Here is a 23404-nt window from a genome sequence, read left to right on the forward strand (position 1 = left end):
GCGTCATCGTCGGCTCCGCGTTCGTCAAGGCCATCCTCGACGCCCCCGACCAGCCCACCGCACTCCACACCCTCCACACCCTCGCCACCGAGCTGAGGGAGGGCGTACGCAGAAGCTGACCACGACACCGCCCGCCCACCGTCGAAGCCCGGCTCGGAACACCCCGAGCCGGGCTTCGACGAAGCGACCTTCCACCCCGGCGGTCCCGCCCCGACCGCCGCCGACTGCCCACAGGAGACAGCCGACCGCCGACCGCCGACCGCCGGGATCACTCAGCGGCCGATGCTGTTCAGTTCGGCCAGGTCCGCGTCGGAGAGGGGGAGGCCGGCGCCGGTGACGTTCTCGTGGAGGTGGGCGGTGGACGAGGTACCGGGGATGAGCAGGATGTTCGGCGAGCGCCGCAACAGCCATGCCAGGGCGACCGCCATGGGCGTCGCCCCCCGCCGGTTCGCCACCCGGGAAAGCGCCTCGGACTGGAGCGGGGTGAAACCTCCCAGCGGGAAGAAGGGGACGTAGGCGATGCCGTCGTCGGCGAGGTGGTCCACGAGGTCGTCGTCGTGGCGGTGGGCGAGGTTGTACATGTTCTGCACGCACACGACCGGGGCGATGCCCCGGGCCTCGGCGACCTGCTCCGCGGTGACGTTGCTGAGGCCGAGGTGGCGGATCAGGCCCTCGCGCTGGAGGTCGACGAGCGTCCCGAACGCCTCGGTGAGCGAACCGGGCCGGGGGCTCTGGGCGTCGCCCATGCGCAGGTTGACCAGGTCGAGGGTCTCGACGCCGAGGGACGCGAGGTTCCCGTGCACCTGCTCGCGCAGGTCCTCCGGGCGCCGGGCCGTGGGCCAGCCGCCCTGGGCGTCGCGGGTCGCACCCACCTTGGTGGCGACGGACAACCGCTCCGGGTAGGGGTGCAGTGCCTCGCGGATGAGCTGGTTGGTGACCCGCGGCCCGTAGGCGTCGCTGGTGTCGATATGGGTGATCCCGAGGCCGACCGCCTCGCGCAGCACGGCCAGCGCGCCGTCGTGGTCGGCGGGCGGGCCCATGACCCCCGGTCCGGCGAGCTGCATCGCGCCGTAGCCGAACCGGGTGACGACGAGGTCGCCCAGCGTCCAGGTTCCGCCGGGGAGGTGTGGGGAGGGCGTGTCCATCGCGGTGCCTTTCGCTTCGTACCAGGGGTGGTGTCTCCGGCCCCTGGGCCCCAGCATGGGAGGTGGACTTCCCGATAGGAAGCAGGCACCTCGAAGTGCGTAACCCGTTGAGTGGAGAGAGGCCAGTTCAGTGGCTATGGACGCCGACAAGAAGGCGCGGGCGCAGGCGGAGTACAACGCGTTTCTGGCGGTGTGCCCCAGCCGTCAGCTCCTCGACCGGATATCGGACAAGTGGGTCGTCCTGATCCTGTGCGCCCTGGGGGGTGACGCGTCCGGTCCGCCCGGCGCACCGTCCGCACCCCGGGCGATGCGCTACTCCGAACTGGCCCGGGTCCTGGTCGGCGTCAGCCAGAAGATGCTGACCCAGACCCTGCGGGCCCTCGAACGCGACGGCTTGCTCACCCGCACCGTGACGCCCACGGTCCCCGTCACCGTCACCTACGAGCTGACCGGCCTCGGCCTCTCCCTGCACCACCTGACGCAGGGGCTCAGGCAGTGGGCCCAGAGCAACATGGACGCCGTCCTCACCCATCGCGAGAGCCACGACGCACGCGCGTCCTAGCGCGAGCGGGCGGCACGCCCCCGCCCGCACCCCGGCCTTTCCCTCGACGGCCCTCCCCCTGACGGAGTTCCCCCGATGAGCACCGAAGCCCGTGCCGTGCTGAGCGCGTTCGCGCGGACGGCCCGCACCGCCCACCCCGCCCTGACCGCCCTCGACCAGATCTCCGGCGACGGGGACTTCGGCGACAACCTCACGGACGGCCTCGACCGGGTGACCGCCGCCCTGGCCGCCCGGCCGGACGAGCCCCCGTTCGCCGTGGCCGCGGCCGTCTTCCTGGACGAGGTGGGAGGCACCAGCGGCCCTTTGCTGGGCCTGCTCTTCCAGGAACTCGCCCGTGCCCACGCCGCCCACCCCGACGACGGGCAGAACGCCTGGCGGACCGGGATACGTGAGGGGCTGGCCGCGATCCAGCGCGTCGGCGAGGCGGAGCCCGGCGACCGGACCCTGGTGGACGCCCTCGCCCCCGCCCGCGACGCCCTGGAAGCCGGTGCCACTCCCAGGGGCGTGGCCGAGGCCGCGCTGGCGGGCGCGCACGCCACCGCCGCGCTCCGGGCCCGGCGGGGCCGCGCCTCCTACGTCGGTGAACGCGCCGTCGGCTCCCCGGATCCGGGCGCCCTCGGCATCGCCCTGCTGTTCTGGTGCCGGGCCGGGGTCACGGGCGAGGCACCGGGCGAACTGGCCGACCACCTTCCGGAGCCCGCCGGACGCTGACGCGGGACGACGGAGCCGGCCGGCCCGGAGCTCCGGCACCGGGCCGATGCCGGTTCGGCACGGAGCCGGTGTCAGGCGCCGGGCGCGAGCGGGACCGCCGCCACCCCGACTCCCCTAGCGCCGGGCTCCCCTACGGCCGGGCGGCCGCCCGGAATCCGGTCCAGCGCAGGTCGCCCGGCAGATGACTCATGTCGTTGAACATCACCAGGGTGGGCGACAGGCCGGCCCCGTACTCGATCACCGTGAGCCCGGTGTTCGCGCTGTCCAGGCCGAGCCACCGGGTCGGCGGGGCCTCCAGCGCCTCCCGCACCAGCCAGGCGATCGGGTACGCGTGCGTCACCAGCACCTCGTGGGAGTCGGGCTCGCCGCGCTCGGGGGCCTTGGTGAACCGCGCCACCAGGGCTTCGGCGGTCCGCTCGCCCGAGGCGGCCTCGGCCTGATCGAACCCGTCGAAGAACCCGGCCCAGGCCCGGGGCATTTCCGCCGTGCCCGGTACGTAGGGCACGTGGTCGATCAGCTCGGCGGCCTCGGCCACGGGCACCTGCGGCAGATGCCGGGCGAGGTGCCGCGCGCTGTCGGCGGCGCGGGGCAACGCCGAGTGCCACACCACGTCGACGGGCAACCGCGCGAGTCGCTCGCCGAGCAGGTCCGCCTGTTCGTACCCCGTGTCGGTGAGCTCGCCGAAAGCGTCCGCCGAGCCGTGTCGCGCGAGATAGAGATGTCGAGTAGCCACGGACCGAACCTACGGGGTTACGCACCCCGGGGAATACCGAGCGTCGACAGCAGATCCTCGTGGAGCTCCATCCAGACCGCGTGGCACGAGGGGATGCCGACCCCGGCCACCCACTGCCCCTCTCCCGCACGCGCACGGACCAGGGCGGCGGAGAACCGCTCGCCGTAGTCCCCGAACCGGGCGAGCGCGTCGGCCAGTCCACGCACCAGCACAGCCAACTCATCGTCAATCATGATGAGTTCGTCCAGCACCCGGGCGTCCCATGCCGGGTCGCTGTGGTCGTTGGCCGCCAGCCGGTCGCTCCCGGTGGGCCGCAACTGCCAGTCGGTGCAGGCCCGCACCAGCCGCCCGTTCAGGCCTTCGAACGTCCGGTGCGCCCGCTCGACGGCGGTGCGGGTACCGGATTCCTCCAGCTCCCCCGCCAGCTTCCGGCCGTCCTCGTCACGGCCGCGCTCGGTGAGGGTCCAGCCGTCGGTGGCCCCGAACGCGACGTGCGTCACCCACCCTTGGGCTTCGAAGTCCGGCAGCAGTTCGGAGACCGTCGCCTGGTCGATGCCCGTACGCCGGGAAACCGCCGCGTCACCGGCGACTCCGGTCACCCGTACGGCGTGCAGGACCAGCAGATCCGGTGCGGAAGCGTGCGTCATGCCAGCGAGCATCCAGGCTCGTGCTCCGTCACGTCAACGCGGTCGCCCACGGCCTGTAGGGTGCGCGGAATCCGAGCTGTGGGGAGAAGCCTTGCTGATCGACCTGGCCGATGCCGAACGCGGTACGTCGGGAGGAAAAGCCGCGACGCTCGCCCGGCTCCTCGCGGCAGGACTGCCCGTACCCCCGGGCTTCGTGGTGCCGACCGCCGCGTACGAGCAGGCGGCCTGCGGACTCGACCTCGCCGACGCCGGGGCCGCACACCATCTGGCGGCGCTCCCACCGGCGTTGGCCGACGAGATCGCCCGAGCACTCACGCGGATCACCGGGGACGGACCCGTCGCCGTGCGCTCGTCGGCGACCAGCGAGGACACCGCCGCCGCCACCGCCGCAGGACAGCACGACACCTTTCTGGGCGTCAGCGGCGCCGACCGGGTCGCCGACGCGGTACGCCGGTGCTGGGCCTCGCTGTGGTCCGAGCGCGCCGTGGCGTACCGGCGCCGCCAGGCGGACGCGGCGAGGCCGAGGATGGCGGTGCTGGTGCAGCGCCTGGTGGACGCCGACGTCGCCGGGGTGATGTTCACCGGCGACGACATGCGCCTGGAGGCGTCCTGGGGGCTCGGCGAGAGCGTCGTCAGCGGTCAGGTCACGCCGGACTCCTGGACGGTGTCCGGCGGTGCGGTCACCCGCCGGGCGCTCGGCACGAAGACGACACGGATCGACCGGGACCAGACCGGGGTCGTCCTCCGCGAGGTGGAGCCCGCGGACCGGGAACGTTTCTGCCTGACCGACGAGGACGTCACCCGGCTCGCGGACCTCGGCCGGAGGACGGCCGACCTGCTGGGCGGGCCGCAGGACATCGAATGGGCGGTCACCGGCTCCCGGATCTGGATCCTCCAGGCCCGCCCGGTGACCAGCGCCCTCCCCACCGGACCGACGACGGCGTCACCGGAACCCGCCGCGGAGAGCGACGGCCACACCGGCACGCCCGGAAGCTCCGGTTCCGCCACCGGACCGGCCCGCGTGGTGCACGGCCCCGGCGACTTCGCCCGCGTGCGGCCCGGCGACGTCCTCGTATGCAGGACCACGGACCCGGCGTGGACCCCGCTGTTCGGCGTCATCTCCGCGGTCGTCACCGAGACCGGCGGCCTGCTCTCCCGCGCCGCGATCGTGGCACGCGAACAGGGTCTCCCGGCCGTCATGGGGGTCCCGGACGCGACAAGGGTCCTGCGCGACGGCGCGACGGTCGAGGTGAACGGCGGCACGGGCCGGGTCACGCTCCTCGGCCCCGGCTGATCCGGCCCGAAGATCCATGGCCGGCGAGGCGGTCTCCGGCCTCCCTGCCGGAACCGGACCATCACCACCCACCAGCTCATCGGCCGCGCCGGGCTACGCCTCGTCCGTGAGTCTCCCGGCGTCCGCGCTGTCACGCTGCCCACGGCCTTCGTGGGCGCGGCCTCCGGATGCGTCGCGGTCGGCTACGGCGTGACCGGCGCCGCGTCCGTCCGCGCGGGCCACGATGAGCCCGCCGCGTACCCGGATCGCGACCTCGGTGTGGTCGTCGGCCGGCTCCCGGCCGATGGCCGCGCACACCGTGCCCATGTCGTCGAACACGACGCGCGGCAGCGGTAGTTCCCCCTCCGCGAACATCCGTCGCAGGCAGCCGACGAGATCGGCGATCCGGAGCCGGGCCAGGCGGCCCACCTCTGTGGGACCGTCCGTCGCCACCACAGGCGTCACCGCGCCGCCCGGCCGCACCGAACGCACCGCTTCCCCGGCCGAGGACAGACGCCGCACGCCCAGCACGACCACCACCACACCGTCGTCGTCCAAGTCGGCCTGACGACCGGTGATCTCGCCCCACAGCCCTTGGGCGCGGCCTGGCGGGGCGTTCAGAGAACGGAGAGTGGCCGGGTCCCGCGCGTGTGCCTCCCCCCGGCAGCCACCCGCCCCGGGAGTAGAGTGGCGCGGCCCACCGCGCCGGCACGATCGCGAAAGAGGTATTCCTGATGTCCGATCAGAACATCGCTAGCACCGATGAGCCCTCCCCCGCCGCCGCCGAACTGCTGGCTCAGATGCCGTTCGCCGTCGCCAGTGGGGTGGAACTGTCCGAGGTCCGGCCGGAAACCGTGCGGGGCCGGCTCGACTGGTCCGCCGAGCGCTGCACGGCCGGCGGCATTCTGCACGGCGGGGCACTGATGACGCTCGCCGACGCGGTAGGCGCGGTCTGCGGTTACCTCAACCTGCCGGAAGGCGCGGGCACCGCCACCATCGAGTCGAAGACCAACTTCTTCCGTGGCGTCGCCAGTGGCACGGTCCACGCCGAGGCGAAGCCGCTCCATGTCGGCGGCACCCTCATCGTCGTGCAGACCGACGTGCGGGACGACCGCGGGCGCCGCGTCGTGCAGACCACGCAGACCCAGGCGGTCATCGCTCCGCGCCCGCCCTCCGGCTCCTGACCGTCGTCGGCAACGATCGATCATGGCCGCCACCCAGGCGTACGGCTGGGGCGCCGCCGACAAGGTAGCCGAGTGGCTCGCCGGTCACGTGCGGGCCCGGTGCCCGGCACACCGTGCTCCGGGTCGGTTCGCTCACCGCAGGGCCGCACCTCAAGCCGATCGCCGACACGATTGTCTCCACTCTGCGCGCTCTGCTCCAACCCTCCGCTCTGCCCCCCGCTTCCCGCGTCACCTTCACCGCGCCGATCCAGATGAAGAATCCCCATGGCCGTGTCAAACCGCCTGTACGACCGGAGGAGAGGCGGAGGAATGTGAGCATCGGGCGCTCGACTCCCGTCTCGGACGCAAACGGGATGAACACACGTTCGACTCTGTCGCGCACTGCTTGCTCACCCCCTCCGGGAGGGGCTCAGTGTCCCGTCGCACGGAAAGTTGAGTGTTCTCACTGAACCTTGGTGACTGGCAGGTTCGTCTCGCTGAAGTCTGAGTGGCGGACGCGGCTGGACCGGCGAGGCATGGTGGAGGGAGCTCGCAGATGCCGATGCCCGGATCCGATCCGACCTTCGGTCTGGAGCCAAGCCTGAGGTGAAGGGGGCGCGTGGTGGTTGACGTCACATCGGAGTCAAGACCGCCTGATTCCCTCGGGTTAGGGTGACCTAACCCGAGAGTGTGAGAGGTTCCTGTGCCTGAGGACAACCAGCCCCCCGCTGATCGACGTCCGGACTCGATGCGGAAGTCCCGGCCCCCGTTTCACAGCCAACTCATCAAGGATCAGCGTGTCCTCGATGTCCTGGGCGAGATGTACGAGCGGGAGCGGCACATCGACTGGGAGACCTATTCCCACCACCCCGATCCGCACCATCACGCGGGTACCGGGTTCTCGCTCAGTCCCGAGCAGGGCGATCAGCTCTATCTGCTGGTCCGGTACGGGCAGGCGCGCACGGTGGTCGAGTTCGCTACGTCTCTGGGCTTCTCGACGATCTTCCTCGCGGCGGCCCTGAAGGACAGCGGGCGGGGGATGGTGCACACGGCGGAGATTGTGCCGGAGAAGGTTCAGCAGGCACGGGAGAACGTCGCCCGGGCCGGCCTGGGCGAGTACGTGACCTTCCACGAGGGGGACGCGCGGAAGGAACTCGCTTCTGTCCCTCAGGGGGTCGACTTCGCTCTCATCGACGGGTGGGCGCCCGCTGTCTCCCTCGATGTCCTGAAGGTCATCGAACCGAAGCTACGCTCCGGTGCCCTGGTCTACAACGAGAACAGGGATCGCGAGTTCCTGGACTACGTCCGTGAGCAGGGCAGCGGCTACCTCAATCTGCCGCTGCTGAGCGGCTCCGCGTACAAGCCGCAGGGTGAACTGTCGCTTCGTGTCTGAGGTTCCCGGGAGTCAGGGTGCGCGCCCGGTCCCTGGAGATCCGCGCCGACAGGGCGGGCGGGGAGCGACGGGCGGCTCGGCGCGGGGCCGACGGTATGACCTATGCGCCGCCCCGCGCCTGCCATCAGGCCGAAGCCGTTCGTTCTCCGCGTGCCCTCTCCGCCCTTCGCGTCCGTGCCGCGAAGGGCGAGGGGTCAGGCAGTGGCGAGGGAGACCTCGGTCGACTTGATCAGTGCGACGACCTCGGATCCGACAGCCAGGCCGAGTTCGTCGACGGCGTCCTTGGTGATCGCCGCGGTGAGGGCACCGCCTTCGACGTCGATCTTGACTGAGGCCATCGCCTTGCCGGTGGAGATGCCGGTGACCGTGCCCGCGATCTGGTTGCGGATGGAGATGCCCTGGAGCGGGCCGGTTGCCAGGGAGACCTCGGTCGACTTCACCAGGGTTTTGACCTCGGAGCCTTCGGCCAGACCGAGATCGTCGACGGACTCGGTGGTGATCGCTGCCGTGACGTCCTGCCCGCCGGTCAGGCGCACCTTGACCGCGGCCATCGCCTCACCGGCGGTGAGGGAGGTGACGGTGCCGGGGATCTGGTTGCGGATGCTCAGGGTCATGGGGTGGCGCCTCGCAGATTCGGTGGTATCGGGCGGCGGAACGCGGTGGCGCTCCGCTGTCTCGTTCGAATCTATTACGTCCCGGAATGGCTCGTTGTGCGGCTATCGCATCCACCAGGCCGACGGGGCATGTGCCCTCGCAGATCGGAGCGGGTCCGAAGCCCCGTCTTTTCGGGACCTTCGGACCCGCCGCCCCGTCCTCCCCTGACCGAAGACTGGTTCGCGAGCCTTTCGCCGGCGCGGCCCTTGCTCTATCCGAAGGTGAAGGCGTATGCCTCGAGGCCCTGGTCGAGACGGAGTTCGAGGCGCGCGGTGCGTGCTTCGTCGTCGTCGGTGAGCCGGTGCAGGGTGGGCGATCCGGACACGTTGATCGTCTTTGTCACCTTCCCGTCCACCAGGACGGTGACCTTCCCGGTGCCGGCGAGGACGAGGTTGGCGTTCTTGGCCCGGTAGGTGAAGGCGAGGCGCGCGTCAGGGCCGGCGGTGAAGTGCTCGTACCCCGCTGTCCAGGTGCCGTCCAGGGAGAGCTTGTTCACCGGCAACGGTTCCTTGGGGAAGCGGTACACAGCGGGCTTGCCGTCCGTCAGGGGGGTTCCTACGTAGCCGCGGATACGTAGGTTGCTGAGGTAGGTCTCCGGTGTGCGGTCGGCGGTCAGGTCGTCCATGGCGCGGCCGGTCGGCTTGGGGAGCGCCACGGTGGGGTCGGCCTGCCGGAGCAGTTCACGGATCATCTTCTCGGTCTTGTCGTACTCGCCCTCGCCGAACTTGAAGTAGCGGACGGTGCCCTGGGCGTCGATGAGGTACTTGGCGGGCCAGAAGCGGTTGCGGTAGTTGTCCCAGGTGGTGAGGTCGTTGTCGAGCGCGACGGGCCAGGTCACACCGAGCTTCTCCGCCCCGGAGATGACGTTGGAGGGTTTCTTCTCGAAGGCGAACTCCGGGGAGTGCACGCCGATGATGCGCAGTCCGGCGTCCTTGTAGGCGCGTTCCCAGTCCTGAAGATGGGGGACGGCGCGCTGGCAGTTGATGCAGGAATAGGTCCAGAAGTCGATCAGGGTGACCTTGCCGCGCAGGCTCTTGAGGTCGACAGGCTTGTCGCCCGGGGTGTTGAACCAGGAATCGATGCCTTCGAGCGGCGGGGCCTGTCCGCACGAGCGGAGTTCGTCGGCGCCGTCCTGGCAGCGGGAGAGTTCCTTGTTGGAGTCGTCGTAGAGGCCCGAGAGCTGTTGCCGGGCGGTGTCGCTGTCCTCGATCTTCTTCTGTACGCCGGAGGTGTAGTCCGGCAGCGAGCGCTGGATGGCCGCGGTGACGTCGAAGGCGAGCCCGAGCGCGAGGACGATCATCAGTGACCCGGCGATGATGCGCAGCCCGCGGGCCCGCTTGCGGAAGGCTGCGACCCGTTCGGCGACCCGGCGTCCGGCCAGGGCGAACACCAGCAGTGGCACGGCGGTGCCGAGGGCGAAGGACAGTGTTAGTACGACGATGTCGGCGCTGATCTCGCCCCGGGCCCCGGCAACGGTGATCGCGGCGAGCACGGGACCGGCGCAGGGCACGTACAGCAGTCCGAGTCCGAGACCGAGGGCGAAGGCGCTGCCTTCCTTGTTGACCTGGCGCTGCGGGATACGGGCGAAGGGCTTCTCCAGGATCCGTTCGACGGGCGGGAAGATCAGCCCGAGACCGATGAGGACAAGGAGGCCGAGCCCGATGTACCGCAGGATGTCCTGCGGCAGGCCCAGCGCGGAGATGACCGTCACGCCGAGCAGGGTGAAGAACGCGAAGCTCACGACAAGGCCCGCCACGACGGCGTACGGACGGCGGTTGCGTGGCGTGCGTACGGGCGCCTCCGAGGCGGGTGCGGTCAAAACGGCCGACGCGCCGTCCCCGGCCGGCGTCGGACGGTCCTCCGCCCGCCGTCGCTCCGCTGCTCCCTCGGGCCTGGCGCGGCCCGTCCCCTCTCCGCCGGTGCCGCCCGCGAGGAACACCACGGGCAGGACGGGCAGGATGCACGGAGATACCGCAGTGATCAGCCCTCCCAGCAACCCGATCAAGGCCAACGTGAGCATGCTGCCGCCCTTTCATCCGGAGCGCGGCTGCCCCGCGAACTCCTCACCACCTATTCGTGCCGACGACGGCCCCGGATTGGCGAAAGCGAGGTGAAAGGCACTCATCACCTCTCTTCAGCCACCTTCGAAGGGGCTTCCGTCTTGCAGAAGTGACCCCGGGCCTGGTCGCACACGGGTGGCTTGGTGCTGATCGCACGGAGTGCCAGACGGCATGCGCTGCCGGTACCGAGGTCGAGGGCTGTCGCGAGGGCAAAGGGGTCATGCGGAGGCGGTCGACGGCGCGGCCGGGTGCGGCACGCGCGACCGGGCGCAAAGGCTCCCGTCCCTACGGATGACCGGGGGTAGGGGGAGAATGCGTGTGCGAGTGGCGTCGTCGCTCGCTCCCGAGGAGGTGCCCGTGCCGGAAGACCGCCCGCCCGTACTCCCGTCCCAGCCGGGTCACGGTGTGCTGCCGCCCGGACAGCGGCCGGTGGCCGGGTGGCCGGTCTCCCACTACGGGCCCGTGCCCCGGTTCCGCCCCGAGCGGTGGGACTTCAAAGTCTTCGGCGCGACACGCGGGGCGGCGACGCGGAGCTGGTCCTGGGACGACGTCACCGCCCTGCCCCGGGTCACCGTCGTCGCCGACCTTCACTGCGCGCAGGGAACGACGTCGCTGAACCACGAATGGTTCGGTGTCCCCGCCGCGACGATTCTTGATCTCGTCCCGCCCGCCGAAGGGGTCACGCATGTCATGGCCTGGGCGGAATACGGCTACAGCGCCAACCTGCGGCTGGCGGACTTCACCGCCTCCACCACCTTGCTGGCCACCCACCGGGGAGGAGAACCGCTCACCGTCGAACACGGCTTTCCCCTGCGGCTGGTAGTGCCTCACCTCTACGGCTACAAGAGCCCGAAGTGGCTGCGGGGCATCGAGTACCTCACCCTCGACCGGCCGGGGTTCTGGGAAGAACGCGGCTACCACCACATCGGGGACGTCTGGACTGGACGGCGCTATGCCTACCAGGACGACAGCGCCGACCCCTCCCGGCCCCAGCTCTGAACGAGCAGTTCGACCGATAGCGCCGACGCCGCCGAAGCGGCTCGTGCGCCTCGCTCCGGAGCGGAGCGAACCCCCATCACGACGGCATTCACCTGACGACCGACTCCGCGCCGCCTTCATCGGTCCCGACCGGGCGGCGTATCCGCTGCGGCTCGACGGGCGGCCCGCCGGGCTCGCGGCCGTGCGTCGCCACCTCCGTCGCACGCGCTCACTGAACTGACGCTCGCCGTCCGGTTCCGGACCGCCCGGGTCTTCCTTCGGACGTCCGGCCTCGCAAGGTGATGGCACACGCTCAAACTTCGATGAGATCGCTCAACCTTCGGCGAGACAGGACACTCAGGATCGTCTGCCATGCCGCCTAAAGGTGGTTGATCATTCGATCCAGCCGTCGAGGATGAGGCCAGGCACCGCCGGCTCGGTTCCAGAACTATTAACGAGCGATCCTGTCGAGCGTGGGTTCCCACGTCAGTGACTCAAGAACCGCTTCAACGAGCGACACCGCACGCACATCCTCGGAGCCGCTGACGATGTGATTCATGGCGTAGCCAAAGGCTATGCCAATCTCCGGGTCGGCGAAGCCCAGCGAGCCGCCTCGGCCGTTGTGGCCGAAGGCGTTCGGCCCTGACATGGGGTTGTCCTCGGTGGGCAGTTGGTATCCGTAGCTGAACCGGCTTGGCGCCACCAGCACCTGGTCCATTCCGGCTGCCTGCTCCTTGGTCGCCAGAGTGAGGGTTTCGGGGGTGAGCAGACGGGTGCCGTCCACCTCGCCGATCAAGGCCGCGTACATACGGGCCAGCCCACGCGCGGCGCAGATGCCATTGGAAGCTGGGAGTTCCGCAGCCTGCACCTCGGGTGAGTTGAAGTCGATCGCGGCAGGGTCGGTCACCATGTACGCCCTGTTGCTGAACGAGTCCGGGTCGCTCCAGGCGGCGACCTGATCACGGAGTTCCTCGGGGACAAGCTCCGGAGCCACAGTCGTGAGGTCCACCGCAGGCTTGCTGTGCACCATATGGCTGACCCGTTCGCGTTCACCCGCCGACAGCCCGATGAAGAAGTCGAGGCCGTCTACTACACCGACAGCGTCAGTCCCCGCGGCCAGAGCATCCCCATGGTCAACATGCGCAGTCTGGGCCGGCTGCTGGACGAAGGTGCGACGCTCATCCTCGACCAGGCCAACGTCTTCGACCCGACGATGGAGGTCGCCTGCCGGGCGTTGCAGTGGTGGTCACACGAGCGGGTTCAGGTCAACGCCTACCTGACGACGAACGATGCGGCGGGCTTCCCTCTGCACTGGGACGATCACGACGTGGTGATCGTCCAGCTCGCGGGCGAGAAGGAGTGGGAGGTGCGAGGCACCTCTCGCCCGGCGCCGATGTACCGGGACGCCGATCCCAACAGCACGCCGACCGACGAGATCTTCTGGTCCGGCGTGATGAGTACCGGCGACGTCATGCACATCCCGCGGGGCCACTGGCATCAGGCGACCCGGACCGGTAGCGGCTCGGGAAAGAGCCTCCACGTGACGTTCGGCATCACCAAGCGCACCGGAGCGAGCTGGCTGGCGTGGCTGGGTGACTGGTGCCGCGAGCAGGAGATCTTCCGGCACGACCTGGACCGCCGAGACCCGGTCGGCGGCCAAGCCCTGGTCGAAGCCGCCACCCGACTGATCGGCGAGCGCTCCCCGGCCGACTACCTGGCCGCGTACGAGCAGGCGACGACGCTCCCCCGACACGTCCCGTACCTCGACATCCTGGCCCCGCTCGACACCGTGGTGTGCACCACCCACTTCCCACCCCAGATCCACGAGAGCGGGGAGACCGTCACTGTCGTGGCTTCGGGCAAGCGGCTCACCCTCGCGGCCAAGGCCGTGCCCGCGCTGCGCATGCTGCTCAGCGGCCAACCCGTCTCCCTGGAGCGCGCGGCGGCCCTCGTCGGGGCCAACGTGGCGGAAGTGGCGGAGATCCTGGTGAAGGAGGAACTGTGCGCGACACTGACCCCCGAGTTGTCCTCGGGCTACACCGGTCTCGTCATGAACGTCGTCTCTTGATCGGCGCGTTGGACCTCGGCGTAACCGCGCTAGACACCAGCACCAACTACCTCCGCTTCCGTTCGCACGAGGTTCTGGTACGGGTCGCCGGCGACCTGCTGCCGAAGTTCCACCTCTCCACCAAGGTGGGCTACTTCCCGGGCATCAGCGGGGCCGAACACTCCCTCGCACCCGAACGACTGCACAGCGCGGTGGAGGAAGCGGCCCGTGACCTCGAGCGGGAGCCGGACCTGGTGTTCCTGCACAACCCGGAACACTCGCTCACGCCGGGCACTGACCCGTCGCGCGAGGCCCTGGCCGAGGCGTGCACAGCCCTCGCCAGTGCGACATCACGCGGGCTGTGTGGCGCGTGGGGCATCGCGACCTGGAACCCTACGCCGCTGCCACCTCTGGTCGACGCATCCGCGCCGACCCCCTCCACGCTCATGGTGCGGGCCGGCCTGCTGGTGGGCGCCGGAACACTCGATGCCGCCGAGGCCCTGATGGAAGCGTGGGGCCTGGGCACGGGCGCGATGTGGGGGATGAGTCCTTTCGGCGGCAGCACCAAGGCACCGGTGTGGGCTCGGGCAGACGCCCGCGTCTTCCTCCGCGACGGCAGCGGGTACTCCCGTGCACAAGCGGCCTTCCGGATGGCCTACCGGCTGCCGAACGTCAGCGCCGTAGCCGTCGGGACGGACGAACCCGCGCACCTCGGAGAACTCGTCGGCGCCCTGGCCGCCACCCCCGACGAGCAGGCAGTCACCGAGTACCGCACGCTGCTCCGTAACCGCCCGCGCACTCAGTCCGTCTGAAGGTCTTGGACGATCTGTTCCGCCATGTGCCGCGCAGGCTCCAGCCGGGGGTCCTGCGGGTGAGCGTCCGGGCCAAGGATCTTCGAGCACACGAAAAGCGTCATCAGCTTGCCTTCCCGGCTCGCGAAGTCTGCGCGCCGCTCCCGCAGCACGCGGTCTGCCAAAGCCGGGACGGCGAGCGAACTAGCCCACAGCGATGCGGAATCCAACCCACGCGGCGCGTTACCCCAGTCCTCCCAGTCGAAGAGAGAGAACGTCGGCGCGCTCATGTTGGCCCAGTTCAGGTCCGCATGGGCCGGCACCCACTGCTCAACGGTGGTGTCGAAGGAGTTGGGAAACGTGGCGCGGATGGTCCCGGTGACGAGGGCCTGGGTGATCGTCTCGGTGTCCGGTGAGGCCACGCGGCTCGTCCGCTGTGCGGCGAGGGCGTCCAGCGAGGAGCTGAACGCACGCCACCATTCGTCCGGGAGTTTGGGGTCTTCGCTCAGCACGGCGGTACCGATGGGGTCTCCGGGCAGGAGCTCCGTCTCGTCAGCCCGCCACATGACGGGCTCATCTGCGTCCCGCCACACGACGCACGCCTGCCATTCGGGCTGGGCGACGCCCTTCAGGCGAGCGGCGCGCTCAGTGCCGTTCCACCCCTGATCGCCAATCTTGTCCACGAGGCGCCGCTCGATCCGGACCCAGGTGTCACGATCAGTTCGTGCACCCACGGAACGACGCTTGCGGACCACTGTGTCCCGGTCGAGACGTGTCTGGAGTGATCGCTCGACCTGATCAAGAATCGTGTCGACCGGCTGCACTCGCAGATCGACAGCCTGACCGGTGGAAGTCGAGAGCGTCATAGGGCGACGGTAGCAGCGTGGGATACGCCGTAATGGTCCCTTTCGCACCGCCTCTCGTAGTCGCGGTCTATCACCTTGAGCGGCGTGCCGGACCGCGCGGCACACCGCTGTCGGCCCCAGCCTGTCACCGCCCGAGTCGGCGATGCTGTCCTGGTTCGGACACGGGATTGGGCGACTGCGTGAGCGATGTGCCGACGCCCGTTGCCGGTGTCCAGGTGGTCGTCTTCCGCCGTGCCGCCACGGCGCGGCGGTTGGGTGCGGGGTTGCGGCTGGTCTGCTCCCAGCCGAAGTGCTCGGCACGTCAAAGCCACCCTCTAGGCCGCCCTGAACGACGCGATCGGGCAGCAGATCATTACGCTCAACCCGGCCGCCCATGTCGAGATCGACCCGTGCGCAAGCCGAAGGCGCTCGCGTGGACGGACGAGCGGGTCGCCAAGTGGGAGCAGACGGGCGAGAAGCCGTCGCCCGTGATGGTCTGGACGCCGGAACAGACCGGTACCTTCCTCGACTTCGTCGCCGAGGACCGGCTGTACGCGATGTGGCACCTGATCGCGTTCCGCGGCCTGCACCGAGGCGAGGCGTGCGGCCAGCCGTGGTCGGAGACGAACCTCGACACCCACTTCCTCACCGTCTCCTCTCAACTCGTCCAGGACGGCCGGGAGGTGGAAGCGTCCGACCCCAAGACCGACAGCGGCTCCCGCGTGGTCGCCCTCGACGACGACACCGTCGAGGTCCTGAAGCACCACCGCGAACGGCAGGAAACGGCCCGCGAAGAGTGGGGCACAGCCTGGGTCGAGACCGGCCACGTCTTCACCCAGGAAGACGGCTCCTGGCTCCACCCCGGCAAGGTGACCGACCTCTTCGAGCGCCTCGTCGCCGCCTCCGGTCTCCCGCCGATCCGCCTGCACGATCTGCGCCACGGCGCGGCCACCCTCATGCTCGCCGCCGACATCGACATCAAGATCGTGTCGGACACCCTCGGGCACAGCGACACCCGCATCACGCGGGACATCTACCAGAGCGTCCTCCCCCACGTCGGCAAGAGCGCCGCCGAGGCCACCGCGAAGCTCGTCCCCCTCCAGCGAAAGGCCGAGGCCGAGAAGGCCGCGCGCAAGGCCGCGAAGAAGGAGAAGGCCAGGAAGGCTGCGGCCAAGGCGGCCGACGCCGGCAAGGGCAACAAGGGCGGCGGCAAGCCGAAGAGGTACAAGGCGAAAGCCCAGGCCAAGGCAGCCAAGAAGGCCACACGCCGCAAGCCCACGAAGTAGGTACCCGAGCGGCTCCGCTCACGCACCGCTCACGCAGGCAACGTCACGGCAACCAGGCCGTGTGACCCGCCATGCCCCGAGCAACAGAAAACCCCAGGTCACGGGCTATGTGACCTGGGGTTCTTCTGAGCCGCCTTCGGGATTCGAACCCGAGACCTACGCATTACGAGTGCGTTGCTCTGGCCAACTGAGCTAAGGCGGCGTGCCCCGGCGCACTAGGGTGCGATCAGCGGCGGGGCCAAGTCTACACAGTTTCCGGGGGTGCTCCGTACCAGGTGGTCTCGGCGGTGTTTGTGCTGGTCAGAGGCGTGGGGTGGGTGGTCAGGTGCACTTCTTGCCGTCGGTGGGCGGGGTGCCCTCCAGCAGGTACGTGTTGATCGCGGTGTCGATGCAGTCGCTGCCCCGGCCGTAGGCGGTGTGGCCGTCGCCGTCGTACGTGAGCAGGGTGCCGGAGGAGAGCTGGGCGGCGAGGGACTCGGACCACTTGTAGGGGGTGGCCGGGTCGCGGGTCGTGCCGACGACGACGATCGGGTCGGCGCCCTTCGCCTCGGTGCGGTGAGCGGTGCCGGTGGCCTTGGTGGGCCAGTAGGCGCAGTTCAGGGAGGCCCAGGCGAAGCCGCGGCCGAAGACCGGGGAGGCCTTCTCGAAGTCGGGGAGGGCCTTCTCCACGGCGTCGGGGCCGTCGAAGGCGGGCGGGAGGTCGAGGCAGTTCACGGCCGCGTTGGCGAACATCAGGTTCGCGTACTTCCCGTTCGGCTCGCGCTCGTAGTAGCTGTCGGCCAGGGAGAGGAGGCCGGAGCCGTCGCTGCGCTGCGCGCCGTCCAGTGCCTCCCGGAGCTGCGGCCAGGCCGCCTCGTCGTACATCGCTGCGATCACGCCGGTGGTGGCCAGGGACTCGCCGAGCTTGCGGTCGTCGCCCGTGGGGATCGGCTCGGCGTCCAGGTCCTGGAAGAGCTTCTTGAGGGCCGCCGCCGCGTCGGCGGTGGTCGTGGTGCCCAGCGGGCAGTCCTGCTGCTTGACGCAGTCGGCGGCGAAGGACTGGAAGGCGCCCTCGAAGCCCGCCGTCTGGTCGCGGTTCATGTCGATCGCCTTGAGGGACGGGTCCATCCCCCCGTCCAGGACGAGGCGACCGGCCCGGTCCGGGAAGAGGTCGGCGTACGCGGCGCCCAGGAACGTACCGTATGAGGCGCCGACGTAGTGCAGCTTCTCGTCGCCGAGCAGGGCCCGCAGGACGTCCATGTCGCGGGCCGTGTCGTCGGTGGAGACGTACGGCAGGATCTCGCCGCTCCGCTTCTCGCAACCCGCCGCGAACTTCTCGAAGGCCTGCGAAAGCTTGTCGACCTCCGCCTCGTCGTCCGGTGTCTGGTCGACCTGGGTGTAGGCGTCCATCTCCTTGCCCGTGAGGCATTCGACCGGTTCGCTGCGGGCCACCCCTCGCGGGTCGATCGCCACCATGTCGTAGCGGGCGCGCACCGGCTCCGGGTAGCCGAGCGCCGCATACCCCTGGAGATAGCCGATCGCGGAGCCGCCGGGACCGCCCGGGTTCACCAGGAGCGAGCCGATCCGCTTGCCGGGTCCGGTGGCCTTCTTACGGGAGACCGCGAGGTCGATGTCGCCGTCGTCCGGCTTGTCGTAGTTCCTGGGCGCCTTCATCGTCGTGCACTCGAAGCCCTCCACCCCGCAGTCGCGCCAGCTGAGCTTCTGCGCGTAGTACGACGTCAGCCCGTCCGGGGCCGCGGAGCCGGTGGCCGAGGCGCTCGGCGACGAGCCTCCGCCACTACAGCCGGAGAGGAGAAGACCGGCCGTGCCGATCCCGATGGCGAAAGTGCGGAGCAGGCGCCTGGTTTCCATTCTGGGAGCGTATCCGGCAGGTGACGACTCGTCCGATTCGCTGCTCATTCGGGTGAACAGGCCTCGTAGCGCATCCTCGTCCCGGCGCTCGAACCGTTCGGCCCGCTCAGCCCGACCGACTGCTCGGCCCGCTCAGCCTGCCCCGTCCTGCCTTGTTCGTTCAGCCTGCCTTGTTCGTTGAGGCTGCCCTGCCCGTCAGCCCGCTCTCAGCGACATCGTCATCGCCTCCACCGCGAGCAGCGGCGCCACATTGCGGTCCATGGCCTCCCGGCAGGCCGTCACCGCCTCGATCCTTCGCAGCGTCTGCGCGGGCGTCGAGGACTCCGCGACCCGCTCCAGGGAGTCCCACACGTCCGCGTTGGCGATCGCCAGCTTCGAACCGAACTGGATCGCCAGCACATCCCGGTAGAACCCGGTGAGCTCGGTCAGCGCCAGATCCAGGCTGTCGCGCTGCGTACGCGTCTTGCGGCGCTTCTGCTTGTCCTCCAGCTCCTTCATCGCTCCCGCCGTACCGCGCGGCATCCGTCCCCCGGCCACCGCGCCGAGTGCCGCCTTCAGGTCCTCGGTCTCCTTGGCGTCGACCTCCTCCGCCATCTGCTTGGCGTCGTCGGTCGCCGTGTCGATCAGCTCCTGGGCCGCCTTGAGGCCGCCGCCCACGTCGGCGATCCGCAGCGGAACCTTGAGCACCGCGGCCCGCCGCGCCCGCGCCCGCTCGTCCGTGGCCAGACGGCGGGCCCGGCCGATGTGCCCCTGGGTGGCGCGGGCCGCGGCGTGCGCCCGCTCGGGGTCGACGCCGTCGCGGCGGATCAGGATGTCCGCCACGGCCTCCACCGGCGGGGTGCTCAGGCTCAGGTGACGGCAGCGGGAACGGATGGTGGGCAGAACGTCTTCGAGCGAGGGCGCGCACAGCAGCCAGACCGTGCGGGGTGCGGGCTCCTCCACGGCCTTCAGCAGGACGTTGCCCGCGCCCTCGGTGAGGCGGTCGGCGTCCTCCATGACGATGACCTGCCAGCGGCCGACGGCCGGGGAGAGCTGGGCGCGCCGCACCAGGTCGCGGGTCTCCTTCACACCGATGGAGAGCAGGTCCGTACGGATGACCTCGACGTCGGCGTGCGTGCCGATCAGGCTGGTGTGGCAGCCGTCGCAGAAGCCGCAGCCGGGGGCTCCGCCCAGTGCCCGGTCGGGGCTCGTGCACTGGAGAGCCGCGGCGAAGGCCCTGGCGGCGGTGGACCGGCCGGAGCCGGGTGGTCCGGTGAACAGCCAGGCGTGCGTCATCTTCGAGCCCTGTGCCTCGAACACCCCCGGCTTTCCTTCGGAGACCGCCGTGACCAGCGCGTCGGCGTCCCGGGCGGCAGCGGCGAGCTGCTCCTGCACTCGGTCCTGTCCGACCAGGTCGTCCCATACGGCCATGGGTCACCGCCCTTCCGGTGGTGTCGTGCGAAAGCCTGCGGGTGCTGCGAGGCCTGTGCCGGTCGCGGTCACAGTCGCGGCGGCGGCGGCAGCAGCAGCAGCAGCAGCGCTGATGGTTGCGGTGGCGGTTGCAGTGGTGGTCGAGGTGACGGCGGTTGCCCGGTCCGTGGCGGTGGGGGCGAGGGCGGTGAGCGGGGTGTCGTACCGCCGTGTTCTCCGAACGCCGCTCACCGTCGGATTCCATTGTGAACGACCCCACTGACAGTCCGGCCCGCCCACCCCGAGGGGCGGACGGGCCAGAGGGCGAGCAGGACCACCGGATCGAGCCCGGGTCAGCGGCGGCCGCGGCCGCGGCGCCCGTCCCCCTCGTCGTCGTGGCCGCCGAGCAGTTCGTCCGCCAGCGTCGGCAGGTCGTCCAGCGGAGTCTCCTCGGCCCAGTCCGGACGAGGGCGCTTGCGGCGGCCCTTCTGCTGCCGGTCGGACGCCGGAGCGGCGTTCGGGTCCTCGATCTGTGGCAGCTCCCGGGTGCGCTCGTTCTCGCTCTCCGCGGGCGAGGGCGCCGGGTTCTCGTCCCGGAAGAAGCCCTGGGGCACCCGGTCGGAGGGCTGACCGCCCCGTACCGGCGGCAGTACAGCCGTCTCGTCCGCATCCCGCGCCCCCGCGGCGGGACGCCGGTCAGTGTCCGGACGCCGGTCTGTGTCCGGACGCCGGTCAGTGTCCGGACGCCGGTCAGTGTCCGGACGCCGGTCCGTGTCCGGACGCCGGTCCGTGTCCGTGATGCGCGGCAGCATCGCCGTCTCGTCATCCCCGGCCGGGGAACGGCGATCGGACTGCGCGCCGGACTCCGGGCGCGGCCGGTCCGCAGTCGGGACCTGCTGCGTGATGTCGTTGGGGTTCACGATCGGCGTGGGCACCGTGATCTCGTTCTCCGGGACGCTCGCCCCCCGTTCCCTTGAACGCGGATCCGAACCCGTACCCGATCCCGGCCCCGTACCCGAAGCCGACCCTGGCCGCGATCCCGTATCCGACCCCGGACCCGAATCCGACGACCCCGGACCACCCTCCGCACGCGAAGCCGCCTCCGCCCGAGCATCCGACTCCGCCGAACGCGAAGCAGCCTCCGCCCGAGCGGCGGCGTCCCGCTCGGCCCGAGCCCTCTCCGCTTCCGCCCGTTCGGCCTCGGCGCGTGCCGCCTCCGTGCGCGCGGCCGCCTCCTCCTCGGCGCGGCGGCGGGCCTCCTCGGCGCGCAGCAGGGCCTCCTCCGCCCTGCGCTGCTTCGCCAGCCGCTGGGCCTCGGCCTCCGCGCGCTGCCGCGCCTCCTCCTCGGCCTTCTGGCGGAGCCGTTCCTGCTCGGCCGCGCGGACCCGCTCCTCGGCCTCCAGCCGGAGCCGGTCCTCCTCGGCGCGGCGCCGGGCCTCCTCGGCGCGCTGCCGCGCCTCCTCCGCCTGGCGTTCGGCCTCGCGCTGCCGCGCCTCCTCCAGCTCGCGCTGCTTGCGTTCCTCCTCCTCGGCGCGCAGCCGGGCGAGCTGTTCCTGGCGCTCCTTCTCCAGGCGCTCCTCCTCGGCCTTGCGGGCGGCCTCTTCCTCCGCCTTGCGCCGCGCCTCCTCCTCGGCCTTGCGACGCGCCTCCTCGATGGCCTCGATCTCGGCCTCGGAGAGCGGGAGGAGCTGGTCGAGCCGGTGTCGCACGACCGTGGTGACCGACTCCGGCTCCTGCGCGGCGTCCACCACCAGGTAGCGGGTCGGGTCGGCCGCGGCGAGGGTCAGGAACCCGGACCGCACGCGCTCGTGGAACTCGGCGGGCTCCGACTCCAGCCGGTCCGGCGCCTCCGTGAACCGCTCACGCGCGGTCCCCGGGTCCACGTCGAGCAGCACCGTCAGATGCGGTACGAGGCCGCTGGTCGCCCACCGCGAGATCCGGGCGATCTCGGTGGGGGCCAGGTCCCGGCCGGCGCCCTGGTAGGCGACGGAGGAGTCGATGTAGCGGTCGGAGATGACGATCGCGCCGCGCTCCAGGGCGGGGCGGACGACGGAGTCGACGTGCTCGGCGCGGTCGGCGGCGTACAGCAGGGCCTCGGCGCGGTTGGAGAGACCGGCGGAGGACACGTCCAGCAGGATGGAGCGCAGCCGCTTGCCGATCGGGGTGGCCCCGGGTTCGCGGGTGACGACGACCTCGTGGCCCTTGGCGCGGATCCATTCGGCGAGCGCTTCGACCTGGGTGGACTTGCCCGCGCCGTCGCCGCCCTCCAGGGCGAGGAAGAAGCCGGTGGCGGCGGGTGCGACGGACGGTTCGTCGCCGCGGAGCGCCTCGCGCAGGTCCCGGCGCAGCGGCACGCCCGACCGGTCGTCCGTCCTGGCGAGGACGAAGGCGGCGACGGGCAGCAGCAGCGCGCCGAGCAGCATCAGGGTGAAGGCGGCCCCGCTGTGGGCGAAGACGAAGCTGCCCGCGACCAGTCGGTGCCGCCCGATCGCGGCGGCCAGCAGCGGGCCCGCGACCGCGCCGAGCGCGACGAGGACCCGGACCACGGCCTGGAGGTGCTCGGTGCTCCGGGCCTGCCGGAACGCCTCGGTCTCCTGGTCGATCAGGGTGTGCCCGGTGTTCGCGGCGACCCCGGCGGCATAAGCGGCGAGCAGCGCGATGGCGATCCCGGTCGCGGTGTCCGGCACCAGGCCGAGCGCGAGGAGTGCGAGGCCGGTGACGGCGATGGCCAGCGCCAGCAGGCGGCGGCGCGACAGGGTCGGCAGGACGTGACGGGCGGTACGGATGCCGAGGGCCGTGCCGCCGGTCAGTCCGAGGATCAGCAGCGCGAACGTGACGGGCCCGCCGCCGAGGTCGTACGCATGCAGGACGGACGCGGCACCGGCCGCCGCGACGGCTCCGGCCACGGCGGCGCAGGCGGCCACCAGCAGCGGGACGGCCCCGGTGCGGCCCTTGTCCAGGCCGCTGCCGGAGGCGGGGCGGCGCAGCCCCTCCAGCGGGGAACGCGGCCGGGGCGTCCGGGCGTCGGCCGGGAACTGGAGGAAGTACAGGGTGGAGATGGAAGCGGAGAAGAGCCCGGCCGCGACGTACGAACCGAGGGCCGCCTGGTGGAAGGAGAACCACTCCAGGCCCGAGCCGAGGAGGTTGCCGATCAGTGTGGCGGCCAGCAGGACCACCGCGGCGGCGGGCACGGCGAGGAAGTTCGTACGGAGGGACAGACGGCGCAGGGCGTCGAGGTGGTCGGGCAACGGGCGTACGGCCGCGCCTTCGGGCGGCGGGGCGGGCAGCAGCGCCGGGGCCGCGCTCTCCTTGGCCACCGCCCACAGTCGCTCGGCCGCGCCGGTCACGAAGACGGTGATGAGGACCATCATGAGCGCCTGGTCGGGCGTCCAGTCGATCCACAGCGGGGCGATGACCAGGAGCACCAGGCGCAGCCCGTCGACCCCGATCATCAGCCAGCGCCGGTCGATCTTGCCACCGGGCGCGGTGAGCGAGGTCAGGGGCCCCAGGAGTACGGCTCCGAAGAGCAGGGTGGAAAGAATCCGTACGCCGAACACGGCGGCGACGGCGAAGGCCGCCCCGCGGTATCCGGCGCCGAATGAGCCCTCGAGGACCGCCGCTTGCAGCGACAGCAGCACCAGCACGAGGAGGGCGAGTGCATCGCCGATACCGCCGACGAGCTGGGCGCTCCACAACCGCTTCAGCGGGGGAACACGCAACAGGGCTCGTACGGCGCGCTCGCGTGAGTCTGCGGCAAGAGTGTCGGAGACGGGACTCACGACCGTTGGCTGCTCGGCTCGCGTCATCCGCCCAGCCTATCGGGCGCCGTACGGTGACTGTCGGCCCGTCCGAACATATGGTCGTAGATCACTTCTG

General features: G+C 70.9%; 17 protein-coding genes, 1 tRNA gene and 4 pseudogenes. 10 read left to right on the forward strand and 12 right to left on the reverse strand.

Annotation, left to right across the window (positions count from 1 at the left end; genetic code table 11):
- Positions 1 to 119: pseudogene (locus tag ACIRRU_RS23140) on the forward strand (tryptophan synthase subunit alpha); the annotation flags it as partial.
- A gap of 153 nt (positions 120 to 272) precedes the next feature.
- Here ACIRRU_RS23140 and ACIRRU_RS23145 read toward each other — a convergent pair.
- Positions 273 to 1145, reverse strand: coding sequence for an aldo/keto reductase family oxidoreductase (locus ACIRRU_RS23145; protein ID WP_403683478.1), 873 nt, complete (start codon positions 1143 to 1145; stop codon positions 273 to 275).
- 136 nt (positions 1146 to 1281) lie between these two features.
- On the opposite strand from ACIRRU_RS23145, the gene ACIRRU_RS23150 reads away from it, so the two are divergent.
- Together ACIRRU_RS23150 and ACIRRU_RS23155 are read left to right on the forward strand one after the other, a co-directional pair.
- Entirely contained in the window at positions 1282 to 1707 is a 426-nt protein-coding gene (locus tag ACIRRU_RS23150) for a winged helix-turn-helix transcriptional regulator (RefSeq protein ID WP_403683684.1), read from the forward strand.
- A gap of 75 nt (positions 1708 to 1782) precedes the next feature.
- Positions 1783 to 2418 carry a DAK2 domain-containing protein gene (locus ACIRRU_RS23155; protein ID WP_403683479.1) on the forward strand — a complete coding sequence of 212 codons (636 nt, stop codon included), beginning with the start codon at positions 1783 to 1785 and terminating at the stop codon, positions 2416 to 2418.
- Positions 2419 to 2548: 130 nt separating this feature from the next.
- Here ACIRRU_RS23155 and ACIRRU_RS23160 read toward each other — a convergent pair whose 3' ends face one another.
- Together ACIRRU_RS23160 and ACIRRU_RS23165 are read right to left on the reverse strand one after the other, a co-directional pair.
- Positions 2549 to 3151: a histidine phosphatase family protein gene (locus tag ACIRRU_RS23160; protein WP_403683481.1), complete on the reverse strand. Its 603-nt coding sequence runs from the start codon at positions 3149 to 3151 to the stop codon at positions 2549 to 2551.
- Between the two features lie 17 nt (positions 3152 to 3168).
- The gene (locus ACIRRU_RS23165; protein ID WP_403683482.1) at positions 3169 to 3798 is read right to left on the reverse strand and encodes a transcriptional regulator; all 630 of its coding nucleotides are present in this window, start codon (positions 3796 to 3798) and stop codon (positions 3169 to 3171) included.
- Between the two features lie 91 nt (positions 3799 to 3889).
- Here ACIRRU_RS23165 and ACIRRU_RS23170 point away from each other — a divergent pair, with 91 nt between their 5' ends.
- The gene (locus tag ACIRRU_RS23170; RefSeq protein ID WP_403683484.1) at positions 3890 to 5092 is read left to right on the forward strand and encodes a PEP/pyruvate-binding domain-containing protein; all 1203 of its coding nucleotides are present in this window, start codon (positions 3890 to 3892) and stop codon (positions 5090 to 5092) included.
- A 93-nt stretch (positions 5093 to 5185) separates the two neighbouring features.
- Here the strand turns inward: ACIRRU_RS23170 and ACIRRU_RS23175 are convergent, their stop codons facing one another.
- Positions 5186 to 5629, reverse strand: coding sequence for a hypothetical protein (locus ACIRRU_RS23175; protein ID WP_403683486.1), 444 nt, complete (start codon positions 5627 to 5629; stop codon positions 5186 to 5188).
- A 176-nt stretch (positions 5630 to 5805) separates the two neighbouring features.
- Between ACIRRU_RS23175 and ACIRRU_RS23180 the strand changes: the two genes are divergently transcribed.
- Together ACIRRU_RS23180 and ACIRRU_RS23185 are read left to right on the forward strand one after the other, a co-directional pair.
- On the forward strand, positions 5806 to 6255 hold the full coding sequence (locus ACIRRU_RS23180; RefSeq protein WP_403683488.1) for a PaaI family thioesterase: 450 nt from the start codon (positions 5806 to 5808) through the stop codon (positions 6253 to 6255).
- A gap of 682 nt (positions 6256 to 6937) precedes the next feature.
- Positions 6938 to 7627, forward strand: coding sequence for an O-methyltransferase (locus tag ACIRRU_RS23185; RefSeq protein ID WP_403683489.1), 690 nt, complete (start codon positions 6938 to 6940; stop codon positions 7625 to 7627).
- A gap of 194 nt (positions 7628 to 7821) precedes the next feature.
- Here the strand turns inward: ACIRRU_RS23185 and ACIRRU_RS23190 are convergent, their stop codons facing one another.
- Positions 7822 to 8241: a molybdopterin-binding protein gene (locus ACIRRU_RS23190; RefSeq protein ID WP_403683491.1), complete on the reverse strand. Its 420-nt coding sequence runs from the start codon at positions 8239 to 8241 to the stop codon at positions 7822 to 7824.
- Between the two features lie 251 nt (positions 8242 to 8492).
- Positions 8493 to 10301 (reverse strand): cytochrome c biogenesis protein DipZ, encoded by a 1809-nt coding sequence (locus tag ACIRRU_RS23195; RefSeq protein WP_403683492.1) that lies wholly within the window; start codon positions 10299 to 10301, stop codon positions 8493 to 8495.
- A 352-nt stretch (positions 10302 to 10653) separates the two neighbouring features.
- Between ACIRRU_RS23195 and ACIRRU_RS23200 the strand changes: the two genes are divergently transcribed.
- Positions 10654 to 11340, forward strand: a complete 687-nt coding sequence (locus ACIRRU_RS23200; RefSeq protein WP_403683494.1) for a molybdopterin-dependent oxidoreductase — start codon at positions 10654 to 10656, stop codon at positions 11338 to 11340.
- A gap of 430 nt (positions 11341 to 11770) precedes the next feature.
- Here ACIRRU_RS23200 and ACIRRU_RS23205 read toward each other — a convergent pair.
- Positions 11771 to 12403, reverse strand: a pseudogene (locus tag ACIRRU_RS23205) (serine hydrolase domain-containing protein); the annotation flags it as partial.
- Here ACIRRU_RS23205 and ACIRRU_RS23210 point away from each other — a divergent pair.
- Positions 12386 to 13387, forward strand: a pseudogene (locus tag ACIRRU_RS23210) (JmjC domain-containing protein); the annotation flags it as partial. The pseudogenes ACIRRU_RS23205 and ACIRRU_RS23210 overlap by 18 nt on opposite strands.
- Positions 13384 to 14178, forward strand: a complete 795-nt coding sequence (locus tag ACIRRU_RS23215) for an aldo/keto reductase (RefSeq protein ID WP_403683496.1) — start codon at positions 13384 to 13386, stop codon at positions 14176 to 14178. The pseudogene ACIRRU_RS23210 and the gene ACIRRU_RS23215, both read left to right, overlap by 4 nt.
- Here the strand turns inward: ACIRRU_RS23215 and ACIRRU_RS23220 are convergent.
- Positions 14166 to 15023 carry a hypothetical protein gene (locus ACIRRU_RS23220; protein ID WP_403683497.1) on the reverse strand — a complete coding sequence of 286 codons (858 nt, stop codon included), beginning with the start codon at positions 15021 to 15023 and terminating at the stop codon, positions 14166 to 14168. The genes ACIRRU_RS23215 and ACIRRU_RS23220 overlap by 13 nt on opposite strands.
- Positions 15024 to 15317: 294 nt before the next feature.
- On the opposite strand from ACIRRU_RS23220, the pseudogene ACIRRU_RS23225 reads away from it, so the two are divergent.
- Positions 15318 to 16288 (forward strand): annotated as a pseudogene (locus ACIRRU_RS23225) (site-specific integrase); the annotation flags it as partial.
- A gap of 128 nt (positions 16289 to 16416) precedes the next feature.
- Here the strand turns inward: ACIRRU_RS23225 and ACIRRU_RS23230 are convergent.
- The 4 genes from ACIRRU_RS23230 to tmk all read right to left on the reverse strand — a co-directional run bounded on the left by ACIRRU_RS23230 (position 16417) and on the right by tmk (position 23334).
- A tRNA-Thr gene (locus tag ACIRRU_RS23230) sits at positions 16417 to 16490 on the reverse strand.
- 119 nt (positions 16491 to 16609) lie between these two features.
- Positions 16610 to 18139 carry an alpha/beta hydrolase gene (locus ACIRRU_RS23235; RefSeq protein ID WP_403683499.1) on the reverse strand — a complete coding sequence of 510 codons (1530 nt, stop codon included), beginning with the start codon at positions 18137 to 18139 and terminating at the stop codon, positions 16610 to 16612.
- Positions 18140 to 18334: 195 nt separating this feature from the next.
- Complete coding sequence (locus tag ACIRRU_RS23240; protein ID WP_403683501.1) at positions 18335 to 19549, reverse strand: DNA polymerase III subunit delta'; 1215 nt, start codon at positions 19547 to 19549, stop codon at positions 18335 to 18337.
- A gap of 332 nt (positions 19550 to 19881) precedes the next feature.
- Positions 19882 to 23334, reverse strand: a complete 3453-nt coding sequence (gene tmk / locus ACIRRU_RS23245) for a dTMP kinase (protein WP_403683503.1) — start codon at positions 23332 to 23334, stop codon at positions 19882 to 19884.
- Positions 23335 to 23404: the final 70 nt, after the last annotated feature.

Source organism: Streptomyces sp. NPDC101181 (genome assembly GCF_044767975.1).
GTDB lineage: Bacteria > Actinomycetota > Actinomycetes > Streptomycetales > Streptomycetaceae > Streptomyces.